Source organism: Streptomyces sp. TRM49041 (assembly GCF_008271805.1).
GTDB lineage: Bacteria > Actinomycetota > Actinomycetes > Streptomycetales > Streptomycetaceae > Streptomyces.
The window spans coordinates 154,083-173,340 of sequence record NZ_VSRY01000173.1; the positions used below are offsets into that span (position 1 = coordinate 154,083).

At 70.9% G+C, this 19,258-nt stretch carries 19 protein-coding genes; 9 read left to right on the forward strand and 10 right to left on the reverse strand.

All coding sequences use genetic code 11. The features are described from left to right. Positions 1-35: 35 nt before the first annotated feature. The 3 genes from FVS66_RS33520 to FVS66_RS33530 all read left to right on the forward strand — a co-directional run bounded on the left by FVS66_RS33520 (position 36) and on the right by FVS66_RS33530 (position 3,345). Positions 36-287, forward strand: coding sequence for an SCO4848 family membrane protein (locus tag FVS66_RS33520; RefSeq protein ID WP_149185008.1), 252 nt, complete (start codon positions 36-38; stop codon positions 285-287). Between the two features lie 9 nt (positions 288-296). Continuing rightward, a complete protein-coding gene (locus tag FVS66_RS33525; RefSeq protein ID WP_149185009.1) occupies positions 297-1,718 on the forward strand; it encodes a metallophosphoesterase in 1,422 nt (473 codons plus the stop codon). 67 nt (positions 1,719-1,785) lie between these two features. Next, positions 1,786-3,345, forward strand: a complete 1,560-nt coding sequence (locus FVS66_RS33530) for an ABC transporter substrate-binding protein (protein ID WP_149185010.1) — start codon at positions 1,786-1,788, stop codon at positions 3,343-3,345. On the opposite strand, the gene FVS66_RS33535 is transcribed toward FVS66_RS33530, so the two are convergent. From FVS66_RS33535 to FVS66_RS33570, 8 genes are all read right to left on the reverse strand, one after another. After that, positions 3,342-4,091 carry a TetR family transcriptional regulator gene (locus FVS66_RS33535; RefSeq protein WP_149185011.1) on the reverse strand — a complete coding sequence of 250 codons (750 nt, stop codon included), beginning with the start codon at positions 4,089-4,091 and terminating at the stop codon, positions 3,342-3,344. The two genes, FVS66_RS33530 and FVS66_RS33535, sit on opposite strands and share 4 nt — an antisense overlap. Before the next feature lie 11 nt (positions 4,092-4,102). Beyond that, positions 4,103-4,522, reverse strand: coding sequence for a DUF393 domain-containing protein (locus tag FVS66_RS33540; RefSeq protein WP_262387350.1), 420 nt, complete (start codon positions 4,520-4,522; stop codon positions 4,103-4,105). Between the two features lie 25 nt (positions 4,523-4,547). Continuing rightward, a complete protein-coding gene (locus tag FVS66_RS33545) occupies positions 4,548-4,958 on the reverse strand; it encodes a hypothetical protein (protein WP_149185012.1) in 411 nt (136 codons plus the stop codon). Between the two features lie 155 nt (positions 4,959-5,113). Further along, positions 5,114-5,872, reverse strand: coding sequence for a succinate dehydrogenase iron-sulfur subunit (locus FVS66_RS33550; RefSeq protein WP_149185013.1), 759 nt, complete (start codon positions 5,870-5,872; stop codon positions 5,114-5,116). Further along, positions 5,872-7,626, reverse strand: coding sequence for a succinate dehydrogenase flavoprotein subunit (sdhA, locus tag FVS66_RS33555; protein WP_149185014.1), 1,755 nt, complete (start codon positions 7,624-7,626; stop codon positions 5,872-5,874). Before sdhA ends, FVS66_RS33550 begins: the two co-directional genes overlap by 1 nt. A 23-nt stretch (positions 7,627-7,649) precedes the next feature. Continuing rightward, positions 7,650-8,126: a succinate dehydrogenase hydrophobic membrane anchor subunit gene (locus tag FVS66_RS33560; RefSeq protein WP_149185015.1), complete on the reverse strand. Its 477-nt coding sequence runs from the start codon at positions 8,124-8,126 to the stop codon at positions 7,650-7,652. 8 nt (positions 8,127-8,134) lie between these two features. After that, entirely contained in the window at positions 8,135-8,515 is a 381-nt protein-coding gene (gene sdhC, locus FVS66_RS33565) for a succinate dehydrogenase, cytochrome b556 subunit (RefSeq protein ID WP_149185016.1), read from the reverse strand. 168 nt (positions 8,516-8,683) lie between these two features. Continuing rightward, a complete protein-coding gene (locus FVS66_RS33570; RefSeq protein WP_149185186.1) occupies positions 8,684-9,235 on the reverse strand; it encodes a 2-oxo-4-hydroxy-4-carboxy-5-ureidoimidazoline decarboxylase in 552 nt (183 codons plus the stop codon). Positions 9,236-9,492: 257 nt separating this feature from the next. Here FVS66_RS33570 and FVS66_RS33575 point away from each other — a divergent pair, with 257 nt between their 5' ends. Together FVS66_RS33575 and FVS66_RS33580 are read left to right on the forward strand one after the other, a co-directional pair. Next, positions 9,493-11,124, forward strand: coding sequence for a glycoside hydrolase family 20 protein (locus FVS66_RS33575; RefSeq protein ID WP_262387351.1), 1,632 nt, complete (start codon positions 9,493-9,495; stop codon positions 11,122-11,124). 208 nt (positions 11,125-11,332) lie between these two features. Continuing rightward, positions 11,333-11,920 (forward strand): hypothetical protein, encoded by a 588-nt coding sequence (locus FVS66_RS33580; protein WP_149185017.1) that lies wholly within the window; start codon positions 11,333-11,335, stop codon positions 11,918-11,920. A 29-nt stretch (positions 11,921-11,949) separates the two neighbouring features. Here FVS66_RS33580 and FVS66_RS33585 read toward each other — a convergent pair whose 3' ends face one another. Both FVS66_RS33585 and FVS66_RS33590 read right to left on the reverse strand, forming a co-directional pair. Beyond that, a complete protein-coding gene (locus FVS66_RS33585; protein WP_262387352.1) occupies positions 11,950-13,917 on the reverse strand; it encodes a hypothetical protein in 1,968 nt (655 codons plus the stop codon). Positions 13,918-14,042: 125 nt separating this feature from the next. After that, positions 14,043-14,471, reverse strand: a complete 429-nt coding sequence (locus FVS66_RS33590; protein WP_149185018.1) for a DUF4440 domain-containing protein — start codon at positions 14,469-14,471, stop codon at positions 14,043-14,045. Between the two features lie 164 nt (positions 14,472-14,635). Between FVS66_RS33590 and FVS66_RS33595 the strand changes: the two genes are divergently transcribed. The 4 genes from FVS66_RS33595 (at position 14,636) to FVS66_RS33610 (ending at position 19,100) form a co-directional block, all read left to right on the forward strand. Beyond that, positions 14,636-15,205, forward strand: a complete 570-nt coding sequence (locus FVS66_RS33595) for an RNA polymerase sigma factor (RefSeq protein WP_149185019.1) — start codon at positions 14,636-14,638, stop codon at positions 15,203-15,205. A 138-nt stretch (positions 15,206-15,343) separates the two neighbouring features. Further along, positions 15,344-16,849 carry an ATP-binding protein gene (locus FVS66_RS33600; RefSeq protein ID WP_149185020.1) on the forward strand — a complete coding sequence of 502 codons (1,506 nt, stop codon included), beginning with the start codon at positions 15,344-15,346 and terminating at the stop codon, positions 16,847-16,849. Between the two features lie 401 nt (positions 16,850-17,250). Further along, positions 17,251-17,943 (forward strand): RNA polymerase sigma factor, encoded by a 693-nt coding sequence (locus FVS66_RS33605; protein ID WP_149185189.1) that lies wholly within the window; start codon positions 17,251-17,253, stop codon positions 17,941-17,943. Next, positions 17,943-19,100, forward strand: coding sequence for a hypothetical protein (locus tag FVS66_RS33610; RefSeq protein ID WP_149185021.1), 1,158 nt, complete (start codon positions 17,943-17,945; stop codon positions 19,098-19,100). The genes FVS66_RS33605 and FVS66_RS33610 overlap by 1 nt, the downstream gene beginning before the upstream one ends. Positions 19,101-19,258: the final 158 nt, after the last annotated feature.

Here is a 19,258-nt window from a genome sequence, read left to right on the forward strand (position 1 = left end):
AGGGTCCCGACACCGGTGCACCCGATACTGGTTCCATGAAACTCAGCCGCCCGATCTCCTGGTTCCTGCTCGCGTTCGGGGTGTGGAGCTGGTTCATCTGGATCACTTTCGTCAAGAACCTGGTGAACGACGCGAGCGGCCTTGCCTTCGACGACGCGGGGAATCCCACCGGGTACTTCTGGGTTCATCTTCTGCTCGCCATCACGTCCTTTCTCCTGGGGACGGCCATTGGCGTGATCGGGTTGCGCGGAATGCGCGCCCTGAGTCGCGAACACGACAACAAGTAGGGAGCGGCCGTGCTGGTGGTTCTGCTGGTCATCGCCCTCGTACTCGTCCTGCTGGGCGTCGTGCACTGGTACGTGTGGCGCCGCCTGGTCCGCGACGTCACCCGCCCGGGCGGCTGGGCCCGCCGGGCGGGCACCGTGGCGGCGATCGTGCTGCCGCTCCTCTCGGTGGCCGCCCTGACGTCGGGCCGGGCGGGGGCGCCCTTCTGGCTCCAGCAGACAGTCGCCTGGCCGGGCTTCCTCTGGCTGGCGGTCCTTCTGTACCTGGTCCTGGCACTCCTGGTGGGTGAGGCGGTACGCCCGCTGCTGCGCCGTTTCGTCGAGCGCGGGCGCGTCGCGGATGCACCGGCGCCGTCCGCCGGGACCGGTGCCGATTCGCTGCGGGCGGTCGTTCCGCGGGGCGATGGGGGTCCCCCCGCGAGCGGAGCCGAGAGCTTGGATGGGGGTCCCCCCTGGTCGAGCGGAGCCGAGAGCTTGGGGGAAGGCGGGCACCCGGCAGGCGGTCCTCTCCAGCACACCGCCGGCGCACCAGGCGGTGCGACATCTACCGCGACGGCGACCCCGGCGGAGCCCGAGGCACCGGCGGAGCCCGTTCCCTCGGGCGGCGGCATGTCCCGCCGCCTGTTCGTGTCCCGCGTCGTCGGCGGCACCGCCGTCGCGGCCGCGGCAGCCACTGTCGGCCACGGCACGTACGGCGTCCTCCGCGGCCCGCGGGTCAAGCGAGTGACCGTCCCCCTGGCCAGGCTCCCCCGCACCGCCCACGGCTACCGCATAGCCGTGGTGAGCGACATCCACCTCGGCCCCACCCTCGGCCGCGCCCACTGCCAGCGCATCGTCGACAGCATCAACTCCACGCAGCCGGACCTCGTCGCGGTCGTCGGCGACCTGGTCGACGGCACCGTCGAGAACCTCGGCCCGGCGGCCGAGCCGCTGGCCCGGCTCCGCGCCCGGCACGGCAGCTTCTTCGTCACGGGCAACCACGAGTACTTCTCGGGCGCCGAGGAGTGGGTCGACGAGGTCCGCGACCTCGGCCTGCGCCCGCTCCGCAACGAGCGGGTCGAACTGGCGGGATTCGACCTGGCCGGTGTCAACGACGTGGCCGGGGCGAACTACGACGACGGCCCCGACTTCACCCGCGCCCTCGGCGACCGGGACCGGACGCGCACCGCCGTGCTCCTGGCCCACCAGCCGGTGCTGATCCACGACGCCGTGCGCCACGGTGTGGACCTCCAGCTGTCCGGCCACACCCACGGCGGCCAGATGTGGCCCGGAAACTTCCTCGCGGGGCTGGCCAACCCGACCGTAGCGGGCCTCGAAAGCCACGGCGACACCCAGCTGTACGTGACGCGCGGTGCGGGCGCCTGGGGTCCGCCGGTGCGGGTCGGTGCACCGTCCGATATCACGGTCGTAGAACTGGCGTCCGGGAACGCCTGAACAACTGCACAGCCTGTGATTGAGTTTGCGCCATCGCACAGGGGAGGGCGTGAAAGGAATCACGGCTATGCGATCGATCCGTGTCCGGATCATCATAATTTGCGTTGCTTTGGTGGCAGTCGGGATAGGGGCCTGGCAGCTACTCCCAACCGAAAAGGGGAACACAGGGCCAATTTCGGTCGGCACGACCGACGAAGTCACATCTCTGGACCCGGCCGGGGCGTACGACGCCGGCTCCTGGGCCATCTACAGCAACGTCTACCAGTCGTTGCTCACCTTCAAGCCGGGCTCCACGACCCCGGTTCCGGACGCCGCCAGCTCCTGCGCGTTCACCGGCACCTCGCTGACGTCGTACGTATGCACCCTGCGCGAGGGCCTGACGTTCTCCAACGGACGGGAGGTCACGGCGGAGGACGTGAAGTTCTCGTTCGACCGGATGCTCGGCATCGGCGCGGACGTGGGCCCCGCGGCCCTCTTCCCGACGCTGAAGAGCGTCACGGCGAAGGACCGCAGGGTCGTCTTCGAACTCGGCGCCGGGGACGCCACATTCCCGCTGAAGCTCGCCACCGGAGCGGGCGCGATCGTCGACCGCACGCGGTATCCGAAGGACGGGCTCCGCGAGGACGACAAAGTCGACGGCTCCGGGCCATACGTGCTGACGGAGTATCAGCCGGGCGTCAGCGCACGCCTGGAGCCCAACCCCCGCTACCAGGGCGCCATCAGCAGGACCGGTGCGACCGTCGTCGTCCGGTACTTCGCCGAGAGCGAGCAGCTCGCCGCCGCCTGGCGCGGCGGGAAGGTCCATGTCACCCATCGCGCGCTGCCCCCGCAGTTGCTCTCCACGCTCGACCCGAGCAAGGAGGGCATCCAGATGACGGAGGCGAACAGCGCGGAGACCCGCAGCATGGTCTTCAACGTCCGTAAGGGCTCGCCGATGGCCGAGAAGGCCGTACGGCGGGCGGTGGCGACGCTGGTCGACCGGGCGCAGCTGGTAACCGGGCCGTACCACTCCACGGTGGACCCCCTGTACTCGCTGATCCCACGCGGTTTCATCGGGCACAGCACGCCCTTCTTCGACACCTTCCCCGAGGGCGAGGACGCCGTCGAACGGGCGGAGAAGCTGCTGCGGGACGCGGACGTCGAGACGCCGGTGAGCTTCACATACGCGCACCGCTCGGGGGAGACCTGGGGGGCCGAGGCCGCCGAGCTGCGCCGTCAGCTGGAGGCGTCCGGACTGTTCCGGATGAAGATCGTCTCCGCGGATTGGAAGGACTTCCAGAAGGGTTACTCGAACGGCGACTACGACGCGTACGGGCTGGGCTGGCTGCCGGACTTCCCGGACTCGGACAGCTTCACACAGCCGCTGGTCGGCCGGGACAACGCGCTGCAGAACGCGTACGCCAGCACCCGCATCGACCGGCTCATCGCCGCCACGCAGCAGTACGGCGACCGGGCCCGGGCGGTGGGCGACTTCAAGGAGATCCAGTCGCAGGTCGCGAAGGACGTGCCGCTCGTCCCGCTGTGGCAGAAGAAGGACTACGTGCTCAGCACGGGCGACATCGCCGGCTCGCAGTACCTGTCCGACGGCACCGGCATCTGGCGCCTCTGGCAGCTGAGCTGGATCTAGGAGGCACCCTTGCCGGGCGTCCGGGCCGCGTGCCCCACTACAGCGTCCTTCTCCAGCGCGTCCTTGGCGCCCGGCATGAACTCCACGATGACGTCATGGGCCTGCCGTGCGAGCGGCCGCAGCACCCGGAACCGGGACAGCGCGATGGCCCGGGCGGCGAGCGGCGCGGTCCGCTCGACGAGCCGGCGGCTGCGCTCGGCGCCCTCGCTCCGGTCGTACACCCAGTACAGCACCAGGCCCATGTGCATCAGCCACATCATGTGCGGCAGCAGCTCGGTCAGTTCGGGCGCGGTCTTGGTGTCCGAGCCGTGCAGCACCCGCTCGTGGATGGAGATGACCGCCCGGCGGGCCTCGACCGAGTCCGGTGAGAACGGGCTGAGCGGGCTCTCCGGGTCGGCGGCGTTCTTGAAGAACTGGGCCGCGAACCGGTGGTACGGAGCCGCGACGTCCAGCCAGGCCAGCATGGAGTCACGGATCCGTACCTCCAGATCCCTGTCGCCCACCAGAACGGGCTGGACCGCCGCCTCGTGCTCGGCGGCGATCCGGTCGTAGAAGCCCTGGACCAGGTGTTCCTTGGAGGAGAAGTAGTAGTAGGCGTTCCCGACGGAGACGCCCGCCTCCTGGGCGATGGCCCGCATCGTCGTCTTGTCGTAGCCGCGCTCCTGGAACAGCCGGAGCGCGGTCTCCAGGATGAGGGTGCGGGTCTGCTCGCTCTTCGGGAGCTTCTCGGCCTTCTGGTCCTTCACAGCATCCGAGCCTAACGGGAGTTGTCCGGAAGCCCGCACCGGCCGGTCTCGCAGGCGGAGTCCGCCGTCGACGCCCGCCACTTGGCGGCGGCCAGGACGGTCATCCGCGCGACCGGGCGACCGGCCGGGCTCGCCAGCCAGTGGGCCTTGGGCCGGTACTCGGCCAGGGCCCACAGGCAGACGATCCAGGCTTCGGTCGAGCGGTAGACCTGGCCGCCGTCGCCGACGACCGTGATCTCCTCCAGCGTCGCCCCGTGGTCCAGGCCCGGGAAGCGGCGCCGCGCCTCCTCGGACGCGGTCGGTACGAGGTCCAGCGGGACGAGCTGGGCCTGCCGGAGCAGCCAGTGGCGCAGGTGCACGCAGAGCGGGCACTGGGCGTCGTACAGGACGGTCAGCCGCTTCACGGGCTTCACGGACTTCGCGGGTTTCACGGGCCCCACCGGCGCGGCCGCGCGGTCACGCCCGGGCGGCGGGCGGCGCGGTCCACCCCTGCGGAGGGACCGGGGGCTGCTGCTCACGGTCCATGGTGCCGCGCCGGCGGATCTTGTTCAGGACGTAGACATTGCCGAGGTGCATCACGCCGAGGACCAGCAGCACGACGCCGAGCTTCACCGACAGGCCCTCGAAGAGGTACCGGATGGTGTCGACGGTCGCGTCCTGCCGGAGGTAGAGGGCGACGAACCCGAAGTTGACGAGGTAGAAGCCGACCACGAGGAGGTGGTTCACGGCTTCGGCGAGCTTGTCGTTGCCCTTGAGGACATCGGCGAGGAAGATCCGCCCGTTGCGGCTGAGCGTACGGGCCACCCAGACGGTGAGGGCCACGCTGATCAGCAGGTAGGCGATGTAGGCGACAACAGTGAGGTCCATGCCCCACCCTCCCTTGAACACGTTCAAAAGTAGTGTTGCTCTGACTCTAGACCTCCTTTTGAACATGTTCAAGTCGCTGGTCGTCACGGGAATCCGCAGCCGGGAAACACGAACGGCCCGCACCCCTCGGGGTGCGGGCCGTTCGGCGGAACAGCTCAGTAGCGACGCGTGATCAGTGCGCGCTTGACCTCCGCGATGGCCTTCGTGACCTCGATACCGCGCGGGCAGGCGTCCGTGCAGTTGAACGTGGTGCGGCAGCGCCACACGCCGTCCTTGTCGTTGAGGATCTCGAGACGCTGCTCGGCGGCCTCGTCACGGCTGTCGAAGATGAAGCGGTGGGCGTTCACGATCGCGGCCGGACCGAAGTACTGGCCGTCGTTCCAGAACACCGGGCAGGACGACGTGCACGCCGCGCACAGGATGCACTTCGTCGTGTCGTCGAACCGCTCGCGGTCCTCGGCGGTCTGCAGCCGCTCACGCGTCGGCTCGTTGCCCGACGTGACCAGGAACGGCATCACGTCGCGGTACGCCTGGAAGAACGGCTCCATGTCGACGACGAGGTCCTTGAGGACCGTCATGCCCTTTATGGGCTCGACCGTGATCGGCTTCTCCGGGTTGATGTCCTTGATCAGCGTCTTGCAGGCGAGCCTGTTCTTGCCGTTGATCCGCATCGCGTCGGAGCCGCAGATGCCGTGCGCGCAGGAGCGCCGGAAGGTCAGCGAGCCGTCCAGGTCCCACTTGATCTTGTGGAGACCGTCGAGGACACGCTCCTTCGGGTCGATCTCGACCGTGAAGTCCTGCCACTGGGCCTCGTCCGCCACCTCGGGGTTGAAGCGGCGGATCCGGAACGTGACCGTGATGTAGGGGGAGGCGGCGGCGGTGTCCGCCGTCTTCTCCAGGGTCGGGGTAGCCATCAGTACTTACGCTCCATCGGCTGGTAGCGGGTCTGGACGACCGGCTTGTAGTCGAGGCGGACGGACTCGGTGCCGTCGTCGCCGACCTCGCGGTACGCCATGGTGTGGCGCATGAAGTTGACGTCGTCGCGGTTCGGGTAGTCCTCGCGGTAGTGACCGCCGCGGGACTCCTTGCGGGCCAGCGCGGACACGGCCATGACCTCGGCCAGGTCGAGCAGGTTGCCCAGCTCGATGGCCTCCAGCAGGTCGGTGTTGAACCGCTTGCCCTTGTCCTGGATGGCGACGTTCTTGTAGCGCTCGCGCAGCTCGGCGATCTTCTCGACCGCCGTCTTGATCGTCTGCTCGGTGCGGAACACCATGACGTTGGCGTCCATGGTCTCCTGGAGCTCACGGCGGAGCTCCGCGACCCGCTCGTTGCCCGTGGAGCTGCGCAGCCGCTCGACCTGCTCCGCGACGAGGGACGCGGGGTCCTCCGGGAGCTCGACGTAGTCGCTCTTCGCCGAGTACTCGGCGGCGGCGATACCGGCCCGCTTGCCGAAGACGTTGATGTCGAGCAGCGAGTTGGTGCCCAGCCGGTTGGCGCCGTGCACCGACACACAGGCGACCTCGCCGGCGGCGTACAGGCCGGGGACGACGGTGGTGTTGTCCGCCAGGACCTCACCCTCGACGTTCGTCGGGATACCGCCCATCGCGTAGTGCGCGGTCGGCTGGATCGGGATCGGGTCCGTGTACGGCTCGATGCCCAGGTATGTACGGGCGAACTCGGTGATGTCCGGGAGCTTGGCGTCCAGCTGCTCCGGCGGCAGGTGCGTCAGGTCGAGGAAGACGTGGTCGCCCTCGGGACCGCAGCCGCGGCCCTCCCGGATCTCCGTGTAGATGGAGCGCGAGACGACGTCACGCGAGGCGAGGTCCTTCATGACGGGTGCGTACTTCTCCATGAAGCGCTCGCCGTCCTTGTTGCGGAGGATGCCGCCCTCACCACGGGCGCCCTCCGTCAGCAGGATGCCCATGCGCCAGATGCCCGTCGGGTGGAACTGGAAGAACTCCATGTCCTCCAGCGGCAGACCGCGCCGGTAGCAGGCGGCCTGGCCGTCACCGGTCAGGGTGTGCGCGTTCGACGTCACCTTGAAGAACTTGCCGGTGCCGCCGGACGCGTAGATCACGGCCTTCGCCTGGAAGACGTGGATCTCGCCGGTGGCCAGCTCGTAGGCGACCACGCCGGCCGACTTCCGGACGCCGTCGACCTCGGTGATCAGCTGGTCGAGGACATAGAACTCGTTGAAGAACTCCACACCCTCCTTGACGCAGTTCTGGTACAGCGTCTGGAGGATCATGTGGCCGGTGCGGTCCGCGGCGTAGCAGGACCGGCGGACCGGGGCCTCGCCGTGGTTGCGGCTGTGACCGCCGAAGCGGCGCTGGTCGATGGTGCCGTTCGGGGTCCTGTTGAACGGCAGGCCCATCTTCTCCAGGTCGAGGACGGCGTCGATGGCCTCCTTCGCCAGGATCTCGGCGGCGTCCTGGTCGACCAGGTAGTCACCGCCCTTGACCGTGTCGAAGGTGTGCCACTCCCAGTTGTCCTCCTCCACGTTGGCCAGCGCGGCGGCCATGCCGCCCTGCGCGGCGCCCGTGTGGGAGCGGGTGGGGTAGAGCTTCGTCAGCACGGCGGTGCGGCTGCGCTTCGTCGCCTCGATGGCGGCGCGCATGCCCGCGCCACCGGCGCCGACGATGACGGTGTCGTACTTGTGGATCTTCATGGCGTGGATACCTCAGCCCGTGCCTAGCGGATGTTCGGGTCGAAGGTGAAGATCACCAGCGTGCCCAGAAGGATGGTGAACACCGTCGCGGTGTACAGCAGGCCCTTGAGCCACAGGCGCGTGTTCGGGCGCTCGGCGTAGTCGTTGATGACGGTACGCAGGCCGTTGGCGCCGTGCAGCATGGCGAGCCACAGCATCAGCAGGTCCCAGACCTGCCAGAACGGGGACGCCCAGCGGCCGGCCACGAAGGCGAAGCCGATCTTGGAGACGCCGCCGTCCAGCACGAGCTGGATCAGCAGGTGGCCGATGACGAGGACGACGAGGACGACGCCGGACAGGCGCATGAAGAGCCATGCGGCCAGCTCGAAGTTGCCCCGGGCCGACCGGGGGGTCTTCTTGGTCCGCTTGCGCGGCGGCTCGATCAGCGGCGCCGGGTTGTCGGCGTCGTACAGGCCCACGCCCTCGACGGGGCCCACGGCGGAGGTGGTGTCAGCAGACATGTCTGGCGTCAGCTCCCGAACAGTTCACGTGCGGCGTGGCCGAGGACGGGGTAGATGGCGCCCGCCATCAGCACGATCCACAGGCCCATCACGGTCCAGAGCATCTGCTTCTGGTAGCGGGGGCCCTTGGACCAGAAGTCCACGGCGATGACGCGGAGGCCGTTGAGCGCGTGGAAGAGGATGGCGGCCACGAGGCCGTACTCCAGCAGCGCGACGATCGGCGTCTTGTACGTCGCCACGACGTCGTCATAGGCCTCGGGCGAGACGCGGACGAGAGCGGTGTCCAGTACATGTACGAACAGGAAGAAGAAGATGAGGACGCCGGTGACTCGATGAGCCACCCACGACCACATCCCTTCCCGGCCGCGGTACAGCGTTCCAGCCGGCACGGAAAAACCCTCCGGGAGCGGGGATTGGGGTTGGCCGCCAGTCTTCTGCGAAATAAGAGGTGCTCTGTCGGTCAGACCCGGCCGGGTACGGTCCACCGGCCCCGGTCATGGTAGCGACGACTTGTCGGTTCCCCTGCGTGGGGTCCATAGGTGTGATCAAACCGGCAATCAAACAGCCACGGACGGCCTATCGAATCCCCCTGAATCACTCTCATCGGTCATAAGTCGGGCGAGTCGCGCCCGGGTGAGCCGGCGGAGCTCGTCGGCGGCGACGGCCCGCTCCTCCTCCGGTTCGTTGCCCAGTCGTGACCGGATACCGCCGAGGATCTGGTCGAGGTGCTCGTCGGGCCGGTGGGCCGAGAGGCAGACGACGAAGGCGTGCCCGAAGCGCTCCTCGTACACGTCGTGGGCGGCGCGCAGCGCGGTGTGGGCGGATGTGGGCGTGCCGGGCGGCAGCACGGGCGCGGCCTCGTCGGCGAGCGCCTCGTCGAGGTCGGCGCCGGACAGGTCGTACCCGGCCTCGTCGGCTGCGGCCAGCAGGGCGTCGAGCGTCGGGTACGGGCGGTGGGCGGCGACGCGCCGAGCCCAGCGGCGGCTGCCGCAGCAGGCCAGCAGAGAGGCTTCCGTCGTGTCGTCCGGGGCGACGTTGAAGAGCGCCAGAGGGTCGGGGGCGTCCGGCTCCCGGGCCGTCGGCGGGCGGTCGCGGTGCTGGGCCGGTATGGCCGCGGTGGCGCCGAAGGTCTGCGGAGTGCCGGAGGCGGATTCGCGGGACAGCGTGGGCTCCTCGTACAGAACAGCGGGCGGCGGTATGGGGAAGTCGCGCGAAAGATGTGAGGGAAGGGACACAACATTACCCAGGGTGAGCAACTGTGTTCCGGAGGCTTTCCGTATTTCACCCGGACGGCAGAGTTTCGGCACAGTGGATGGACGCACTCGGCGCGTCGGACCGGGGCGCGTGTGCTTGAGGAGGCGGGTGCGTGAACGGACACATACGTACGTCGGTGCCGGCGGCGCTGGTACTGGCACTCGCCGTGGGCCTCACCGGATGCGGTGGCGGGGGCGGAGCGCCGACCGGGACCGTCACCCCGACGCCCCCGACGACGGCCGCGCCGACCTCACCGGCCGACGCCTTCGCACCGCCCTCCAGTCCGTCCCCGAGCCCCAGCCCCACCCGGACGTACCCCCTCTCGACCGCGCCCCGCACCATCCCCGCGGTACGCGAGCACACGCCCGCGCGGGGCCCCGGGTGGCGGCCCGGGCCCGGCAGCGGGGTGGTGGTCGCGCGGGGCAGCAGCGTCCTGGACGACGAGGCACGGCTGCTCGCGCGGGAGCTGAAGATCGCGTACCGGGGCGAGTCCCCGGTGCGCGCGGGTGACATCGAGCTGGCGCTCGACGGCGGTGGTGCGGGCGCCGGCCCCGAGTCGTACACGCTCACCGCCCGCGACGGCCGTGTCCGGATCGCCGGGCCCGACGAGGCCGGCGTCTTCTACGGCACCCGGACGGTCAAGCAGGCCGTGCGCTCGGGCGGGGCGGTGCCCGAGGGCGTCGTCCGGGACCGCCCGGACCGCCCGCAGCGCGGACTGATGGTCGACATCGCCCGTAAGCACTTCACCGCCGCCTGGCTGGAAGCCCGCGTCCGCGAGATGGCCGACCTGAAGCTGAACCAGCTCGGCCTGCACTTCTCCGACGACCAGGCGTTCCGTATCCAGTCGACGAGCCACCCGGAGGTGGTGTCACCGCAGCACCTGACGAAGGCCGAGGTGCGCCGGATCGTCGCCCTCGCCGCCTCGCTGCACATCACGGTCGTCCCCGAGATCGACTCGCCCGGTCACCTGGGCGCGGTCCTGGCCGCCCACCCGTCGCTGCGCCTGCGGAACGCGAGCGGCACGGTGGCGCGCGGCGCGATCGACATCGCCAAGCCGGAGTCGGCGCGCATCGTCGACGACCTGCTGCGTGAGTACGCCGCCCTGTTCCCCGGCCGTTACTTCCACGTCGGCGCCGACGAGTACCGCGCACTGATGGCCCGGAACCCCGAGGCGTCCTATCCGGCCCTCGCGGCGGAGGCTCGCCGCGAGTTCGGGGCGGGCGCGCGGGTCCAGGACCTGGCGACGGCGTGGCTGAACGACCGGGCGGCGGTGGTACGGGCGGCCGGCAAGCAGCCGAAGGCGTGGAACGACGGCTTCTTCCGGGGCGGTGTGGTGACCGCGGACAAGGGCATCGAGGTCGAGTACTGGACGGGTCGGGAGATCGGGGCGCGGCAGCCGATCGAGTATCTGGAGGAGGGCCGGAAGGTGGTGAACGTCAACGACCGGTACCTCTATTACGTACTGGGCGAGCCCAACCAGTTCACGTACCCGACGGGCCAGGAGATCTACACGACGTGGACGCCGCTGGTGCTGCGGGGTTCTCAGGCGGTTCCGGCGCGCTACTCCGGCCAGATCCTGGGCGGCCGGTTCGCCGTGTGGTGCGACCTGGCCGACGCGCAGACACAGGACCAGGTGGCGGCGGGCATCCGGCTGCCGCTGCGGGCGCTGGCGCAGAAGGTCTGGGACCCGCGCGAACCGTCGCTCACCTGGCGCGACTTCTCGACCCTGGCCAAGCGCCTGTGAGAACGCCGGGGAGAACGCGCCGCGGGCCCGCCCGGGGGTAGTGCGGGCCCGCGGCGCGAGATGTGGGCAGAATGTAACAGATGCATGGGGGACATGTGTACGAATCCGTGGATGTAGCGACGTAGCGAGATTTCACGCCACCCCGCGTGACGATTTCACGCCAAGCGGCGCAGTAAGGGGAAGTACCGCGTCCGCGACGGGAGACGTCATGAGTCCGAGCACGAGCACGACCCCGAGCCTGGTGGAACTGATCGCGCAGGCCGACGAGCGGGGGCTGGCCGCCTCGGCGCTCGCCTGCCTCGACCGCTGCCTTCCGCTCCTCGACCCGGAGGCCACCGACCAGTTGCGCCCCCTGTGGCTGGGCGTGGCCCGCGGAGGCGCCGACTGGCAGGACCGGCTGGCCGAGTCACGGGCCGCGGTCGAGTCCGCGTCGCCCGAACCCGCGGACGCCGAGGAGGGCGCGCTCGTACGGAAGATGCTGGGCGCGGCGCCCGCGGAGTGGTCGGCGGCCCCGCTCCGGGAGTGGGCCGACACCTGCTCGCTCGCCGCCCTGGAGCTCCACCACCGGCTGGGCGCCGCGTCGTCCCCGGACCTCGCCGAGGTCGTCGGCCGCTGCCGCTCGGGCGACCCCGACGGCCTCGGCCCCCTGGCCGGCGGCGAACTCCGCCGCCAGATGAGCGTCCTGGAGATACTCGCGGACGGCGCCGCCTGCGGCCTTCGCCGCGCCCTCGACCTCTCCGCCGAGGGCCGCCGCGTCCTCCAGGCCGTCATCTCCCGCCGCGCCCGCACGGCGTAGCCGGGCCTGCCGCTCGGCCGCCGCGCGGTTCAGAGCAGCAGCACGGCGGCGCCCCACAGCACCGAGAAGACCACGATCAGCGGCCCGACCGGCATGCCCTGCTGCCTCGGCGCCGCCTTCTCCCGCGGCCGCAGTTCGGGCCGGTGGAGCAGTGCGCGCGCCTCGTCGGCGGCCCGCACGCAGTACGCCTCCCCATGACCGAGCCGCCGCTCCAGCCACGCCCAGCCGGTGGGGGAGAGGCGCAGCTCCGAGGCCCTCGCGTCCGGCGAATCCTGCGAATCCTGCGAATCCTGTGAGTCCGTCGAGTCCGTCGAGTGCTGCGACCGTCCGACGACGATGTCGCTCGCACTGCACCGGACGTCCGTGACCTGGTCCCACGGGACGTGCCGCACCCGCCACGGCCCGGCGACCCAGAGGCCGTCGCGGTCGGCGGTGAGGCGCCAGTTGAGCGCGGTCGACGCGGACGTCACCAGCAGGTACAGGCCGATCGGGGCGAGCAGCGACGACCAGGACATGTCCCCGTCGAGCACAGCCCAGACGCCGCTGCCCTGCACGACGAGCAGGAACACCCCGAGGGCCCGCGAGACCCCGTGCGCGGCCCACACCCTGGGCGCGAGGGAGGGCGCCATGGAGGCGGCGACCTGGTCGACGGGCCGCCGCCGGCGCTGCTGTTCGACGGGCCGGGGCGTGTGCGGCTGCCGGGCGGTGCCGGTGAGCCCCGGCACGGCGGCCTTCACCGCGGTGACGCTGCACTCCACGGTCACCTCGCCGCTGTCCTCGTCCTCGCGGGCGACGAAGGCGAGTTCGGTGCCGACGTAGGGGAGCCCGTACAGGACGGCCTCGCGGAGTGGGGGCGGCGGGTCCTCGCGCTTGAGGATGGCGCCGACCTTACGGAGCTCCTCGACGATCTCCTCGTCGACATACGCGTCGTCCTCGTCGTGGGCGTCGTCCTCATGGCCCCGCTTGTCCTCCTCCTCGAAGGCGAAGAGGGAGTGGAAGTGGAGCAGGGGCCGCTCGCCGGTGAGGTCGTCGGCGGCGTACACCCAGGTCTTGCCGTCGTCGTGGCCCTCGCGCACGAGCACCCGCAGAACGGGCAGCGGTCCCCGGCGCAGCCGCCGGCACCGCGTACGCCCGTCCGCGCCGTTGGCCAGGAACGCCAGCCCGACGACGAGTCCGGACGCCACGAGGAGCTCCCACCCGAAGACGTCGTACGGCTCCGCCGGCAGCCGCACCCAGTCGCCGTCGACCAGCAGGTCGACGGTGCTGTCCACCGGGAAGTCCTCGGGGAACGCGGTCTCGACCTCGTAGCCGCGCTCGCCGACCGTCACGGTGAGCCGGTACTCCTCGTCGTCCACCTTGGTGACCGTCCCGGACACGGGAGTCAGCCCGGCGGCCCGCTCCTCGTACGCGTCGGCGATCTGCTGCGCCTGCCAGTACCCGAAGGCGGCGACGGCCAGCAGTGGCGCGGCCAGCACGAAGGACGCGCGCCCCCGCTGGAACGTCAGGGCAGCCGCCGGCACCTGGTGTGCGACGGGCCCCGCGGCGGCCCGCGCCAGCGCCCGCTGCCGCCCGGCGACGGCCAGCCGGTGAACCATCCCGGCGGCGGCGAACGCGGCCGCCACGATGAACCCGAGCCAGGACGGCTCCTCCAGGGCGACGGCGAACCCGCCGTCCAGGAGGTGCCCGGCGACCACCAGCCCGAGCCCGGCCAGCGCGAGCCGCGGCTGTCGCGCCACCCAGTACAGGGTCAGCAGCAGCACCACGGCGAACCCGAGCCCGAGCCAGTCGGTCCCGCACGGCTCCGCCGAGGTGCAGGGTGCCGTCGGACTCGCCGCCACGTACCAGAAACCCGTCGCGACCAGAGCCAGGACGGCCCACAGCGGATGCGCCCACGCGGCGGGCACGGCCGCCAGCCAGCGCCGGGCGTCGGAGGACCGCCAGTCGGCGGTGCCGGGCGGTATGTGCTCGGCGGGCAGCGGTACGGGAGGAGTGCTCACCCGCGCATTATCGCCACGCCATGGAGGGCACGGTCCGGCAGGAGCCGTACGTCGACCCCGAGTTCGGCCCCGGGCCCCACCCGGGCACCACCCGGGGCCCCATCCGGGCACCGGCCCGGCAGCGGTCAGAGGTAGTCGCCCCAGCCGCCCTGCATCATCGTCTGGAACGCCCACTTCCCGTTCCTCTTGATCAGGATGTCGGCGTAGCGGAGCCGCCGGGTGTGGCCCTCGGCCGTCATGGTCGAGTCGGTGAGGACGACGGCCATGGCGGGTGACAGGAAGACCGGTGTCCGTGTGGACTCGAACCTGATGTCCTCGGCGCCGTCTCCCATGACCTGCGTCATCGTCGCCACGAACTGCTCACGGTCCCACTGTGCCGACCGGCCGTCGCCCGCCGAGTCGTCGCTCACGAGGTTCAGCGGGAACACGGCCATGTCGGCCATCCGCTCCACATCGCGCTTCGCGCTCAGCGCGTCGTACTCCGCGAACCAGGCGTCCAGGCCGGCGCGGTCCTCGGCGGTGGGGGTGTATCCGGTATCGGGCAGGAAGGTCACTCAGTCTCCTCAGTGGTCAAGTTTGACTACGGGAACATATACCGTGCGAGTGCACTCCTCAAACTTGATTAGTCCAGCCTCGCGGCAGCTCTGTGACACTTCGACACCTCCGCACGCAGTGTGAGCAGGGGCACGATCCGGACGCGCGGTGCGGAGAGGTCGGTGTGGGGGGACACGATGCGGAGCTCGGCGCAGCCGTTCGGCGCGCCCAGCTCGGGGACGAGGCCGCGTTCGCGCGGGTGTACCGGCTGGTCCAGCCGGGGCTGCTCGGATATGTGCGCGGGCTCGTCGGGGACGACGCCGAGGACGTGGCCTCCGACGCGTGGCTGGAGATCGCCCGGGACCTCGGGCGGTTCCGGGGCGACGGCAACGGCTTCCGCGGCTGGGTGGCGGCCATCGCCCGCCATCGGGCGCTGGACCATCTGCGCAGGCAGCGGCGCCGGCCCCGTACCTCGACGCTGGAGCAGGACGTACTGGAACTGCCGGACGGGCAGGACACGGCCGTCGCCGCGCTGGAGTCCCTCTCGACCGAACAGGCGCTCGCCCTGATCCGTGGCCTCCCGCGCGACCAGGCGGAGGCGGTGCTGCTGCGCGTCGTGGTGGGCCTGGACGGCCCGGCGGCGGCGCGCGTGCTCGGCAAACAGCCGGGCGCGGTACGGACCGCCGCGTACCGGGGGCTGAGGAGACTCGCCGGGCGACTCGAAGAGGGCGGAGCGACAGGACGAGCCCGGTGAGAGCGCGCGGAGGACGGCCGGACGGCGCCGGGGCGGACAGGATGGTCCACCTCGAAGCTGCGGGACATTTCCATTGCGACGGTTTCTGTCGAAGTAGACTTAGACGCATTACGTCGCAGTCGATGTGTGGGAGGCCGAGTGAAGAAGAGCCTGCCGGCCAAGCCGGACGACGTGGTCGACCGGGACCGGGAGTGGGATCTGCTCACGGAGTTCCTCACTGACCCGGATCCGGCGATGCGGCTCGGCCTCGTGTCGGGGCGGCGTCGGCATGGGAAGTCATACCTTCTACAGGCCCTGTCCGAGCAGGTCGGCGGCCTGTACGTCACAGCGGTCCGGGAGGAGGGGCGGCTGCCCGCGATCCAGCGGTTCAGTGACGCTGTCGCCGCCCACGCCGGCCTGCGGCCAGGGAGTCTGCGTCTGACCGACTGGCATGACGTCCTGTCCAATGCCCTTGACGTGACCGCCCGTTCGTCGCATCCGCTCCTGGTGATCGACGAGTTGCCGTACTTGCTCCAGCACTCACCTGAAATCCCGGGGCTGCTGCAACAGCTCTACGACGAACGCCAGCGGGGTGCCCGGCCCGGTGCCGGGCCGGGGCCACGGCTGATCCTGTGCGGCTCCGCGATGAGCGTCATGCACGAACTGCTCTCGGGGACCAAACCGCTGCGGGGACGTGCCGTGGTCGATCTACGGCTGAGTGCCTTCGACTACCGTCACAGCCGGGCCTTCTGGCAGATCGCCGACCCGCTGACCGCGCTGAAGGTGCACGCGGTCCTGGGCGGGGCGCCCGGCTACCGGCCGGTGGCTGCCCGGCCGCATCCGGACGACGGCTTCGATACCTGGCTTACCCGGACGCTGCTCGACCCGGGGCGGGCCGTGTACTCGCGTACCGAGACCGAGTACCTGCTGCGCGAGGACCCGAGGATCACACAGCACACGCTGTACTACGACATCCTCACCGCGATCGCGCAAGGCGCCACCACCCCGAGCAAGATCGGTGCCGCCCTGGAGCGCCCGCGCAACGCCGTCGCTCACCCGCTCGGAGTGCTGGAATCCACCGGCTACATCCGGCGGGAACAGGACATCCTCCGCTCCAGGCACCCCGTCATCACGCTCGCCGACCCCGTTATCCGCTTCAACCAGCTCATCACCCTCCCGCAGGCCGCCGCAGTGGAGCAGGGTTTCGCCGAGCAGGTGTGGCAGCAGGCTGCACCGACCTTCAACTCCAAAATCCTCGGGCCGCACTTCGAGGACCTGGCCCGCGACTTCACCCGTCGCTACGCCCACACCCTGTTGCCCGGTGGACTGCCCGGCCCGGTCGGTACCACCGAGGTCGCAGACCAGGCCGCCCGGACGAAGCACGAGGTCGATGTCATCGCTCTGGCCGCCGGCGAGCGCCCGCAGGCTCCCCGCGCGAGGATCGCGCTGCTGGGCGAGGCCAAGGCGACCGCCGCCCGCCGTGGGACCGGTGACCTGGAGCGTCTGGAACGTATCCGTGGCCTGCTCGCAGACCAGGGGTACGACACCGCTGCCACCACTCTGGCCCTGTACTCTCTGCACGGCTTCTACCCCGACCTGGTCGACCTGGCCAACCGCCGTGACGACCTCCTCCTGGTCGATCTGCCCACCCTCTACGGCAGCTGACACCAAGAGCGACTGGACATTCCCGAGCGGTTCCGTATCCACGACTGGCGGCACAGCAAAGGTCACGAGTTCGCGTGAGGCTCCGGGCGCGTTGGTCGCACGGTTTGCCACGGGGGCAGGCGACGTGTCGTATAACCCCAGGCCGGAGGTGGAGACGCCGGAAGGACGACCGGGGCCGCCACCCCCCACAGGAGAGGCCCCGGTCGCCGTCCGCGGGTCCGTAGGACGGCCCCGTACTCCTAACAGCGCCGCAGGTGCGTTTTCTGTCACACCACCCCGAGCACCCATGCTGTTGCGTGTTGTACAAACATGGACGAGATACGGCAGGACCACGTAGCGTGCTCCTGCGCTGGGCGGAGCGGTCTGGGTTTGCCGACCGCGATGACGAACGGGTTGTGGGAGTGCTGGGGGACGACGCGGAGCTGACCGCCGCAGTGCTCGCGGCACAGGACGGGAACGAGGACGCCTTCCGTACTGTGTACCGCGCCGTGCACCCGCGGCTGCTGGGATACATACGCACGCTGGTGGGCGACGCGGACGCGGAGGACGTGGCGTCCGAGTCGTGGCTGCAGATCGCCCGGGACCTGGACAGGTTCAGCGGAGACGCGGACCGCTTCCGCGGCTGGGCGGCGCGGATCGCCCGGAACCGGGCCCTGGACCATCTGCGCATGCGCGGCCGACGCCCCGCCCAGGGCGGTGACGAGACCGAACTGACCGACAAGCCGGCCGACTCCGACACCGCGGGCGAGGCCATGGAAGCCCTCGCCACCGGCCGCACCATGAACCTGATCGCCCAGCTCCCGCAGGACCAGGCGGAAGCCGTCATCCTGCGCGTCGTCGTCGGCCTGGACGCCAAGAGCGCCGCCGAGGCGCTCGGCAAGCGGCCCGGCGCGGTCCGTACCGCCGCTCACCGAGGGCTCAAGCGGCTCGCCGAACTGCTGGGCGCGGCCGACCAGATGGCCGCCGACCGGACGGGCGGCGCGTTGAGCGCCGTACCACCACAGCCGGGACCCCGAATCGGGTCCGGCGCGCGACACGCCGTCGCGCGCCGTGCTGTGACGCATTTGCGCTCGCGGACGCAGAAGGACATGTGATGGCCGACGAGCGGAATGAGTGGCTCGACCACGAAGCGGCGGAGCGACTGCTGCGTGGTGAGCCGGTCGACGCCGACGACGACTACACACGGTTGCGGGCCGAGCGCCTCGCGGAGGCGCTGGAGAGCGTACGCGCGGCCAACGGGCCGCTCAGCGCGGGACCGTCGGGTGAACTGCCCGGCGAGGAGGCGGCGCTGACGGCGTTCCGTGCCGCCCGCTCCGAGCGCGCGGCGCGGCCGCAGGTGGCCCGTGCCGGCTCGGACCTCGGTTCCGTACGGATCGGTGCCGCGCTGCGTCCGCCGCGCTGGGCCCGGCCCGCGCGCTGGGTACGCCCGGCCCGCTGGGGCCTGGCCGCCTCGGTCGCCGGGCTCGCGGTGGGCGGCGTGGCCGTCGCCGCCGGTACCGGCGTGCTGCCCGCGTTCGGCGGCGACAACGGCCCCGCGCCCGTCGCCTCCGCCGCCGTCCCGTCGGAGCTGAACGCCCCCGAGAGCCCGGCCGTCACGCCGCGCGGGTCGCACGGCCCGTCTGCACCCACGCACCCGGGCATGCATCCGTCCGGTTCGCCGGTGCCGTCGACCGGCGCGGACGGTGCCGTGACCAGCGGTTCCGACGGCTCGTATGACAACGATGGCGCTTCGGGCGGCCGTACCGACGGCGGCGCCTGGGGCCGCGACGCCACGCAGGCCCCGGACGGCACCTGGCCGGACCGGACCACGCAGGCGTGCCGCGACTTCCGCGACGGCCGCCTCGACAGCGCGCGCAGGCAGCGGCTGGAGGTGGCGGCGAAGGCCGACGGCGGCGTCCAGCGGTTCTGCGACCAGGTCCTGGCCGGGGGAGGCCGGCAGTCCGGCGGCGGCTCCTCCGCCGGTACGGGCGCGGACACCGGAACCGGCACGGGCAGTACCGGCGGCGGTGACCGCGACCGGGACAGCGGCGACGCGGACAGCGACCGCGACACCGGCCGCGGTGGCGGCGACAGGAACGGCGGCGGGACCGGCGGCACGGGTGACCGTAAGCCCGGTGATGGTGACAAGGCGTCGGGCGCCGATGCCTCGGGCAGTACGGCCGGTACGGACGGTACGGGCGGTACGGTCGGCTCCGCCTCCGCCACGTCCTGGACCGCGCCCGTCACGTCCGCATCCGGCCTCGCCGTCTGAGCCTCCCGCGTCATCCGACGCTCGGGCACGCTCCGGCAGCTCCGGCAGCTCCAGCCGTTCCTCCCGCCCCTCCAGCCCCGTTCGTCTCTCTGACCTGCGCTTTCACCCCTTCGCGCGGCAGGTGTGACACTTTTCGAGCCGGTGACGCAGTAATGAGT

What these genes read in the sequence shown, in the direction of transcription:
- FVS66_RS33560 (WP_149185015.1), bottom strand. Translation starts at nt 8,126, where the DNA reads ATGTCTGCTGACACCACCTCCGCCGTGGGCCCCGTCGAGGGCGTGGGC.
- FVS66_RS33550 (WP_149185013.1), bottom strand. Translation starts at nt 5,872, where the DNA reads ATGGCTACCCCGACCCTGGAGAAGACGGCGGACACCGCCGCCGCCTCC.
- FVS66_RS33545 (WP_149185012.1), bottom strand. Translation starts at nt 4,958, where the DNA reads ATGGACCTCACTGTTGTCGCCTACATCGCCTACCTGCTGATCAGCGTG.
- FVS66_RS33580 (WP_149185017.1), top strand. Translation starts at nt 11,333, where the DNA reads ATGAGTCCGAGCACGAGCACGACCCCGAGCCTGGTGGAACTGATCGCG.
- sdhA (WP_149185014.1), bottom strand. Translation starts at nt 7,626, where the DNA reads ATGAAGATCCACAAGTACGACACCGTCATCGTCGGCGCCGGTGGCGCG.
- FVS66_RS33610 (WP_149185021.1), top strand. Translation starts at nt 17,943, where the DNA reads ATGGCCGACGAGCGGAATGAGTGGCTCGACCACGAAGCGGCGGAGCGA.
- FVS66_RS33530 (WP_149185010.1), top strand. Translation starts at nt 1,786, where the DNA reads ATGCGATCGATCCGTGTCCGGATCATCATAATTTGCGTTGCTTTGGTG.
- FVS66_RS33520 (WP_149185008.1), top strand. Translation starts at nt 36, where the DNA reads ATGAAACTCAGCCGCCCGATCTCCTGGTTCCTGCTCGCGTTCGGGGTG.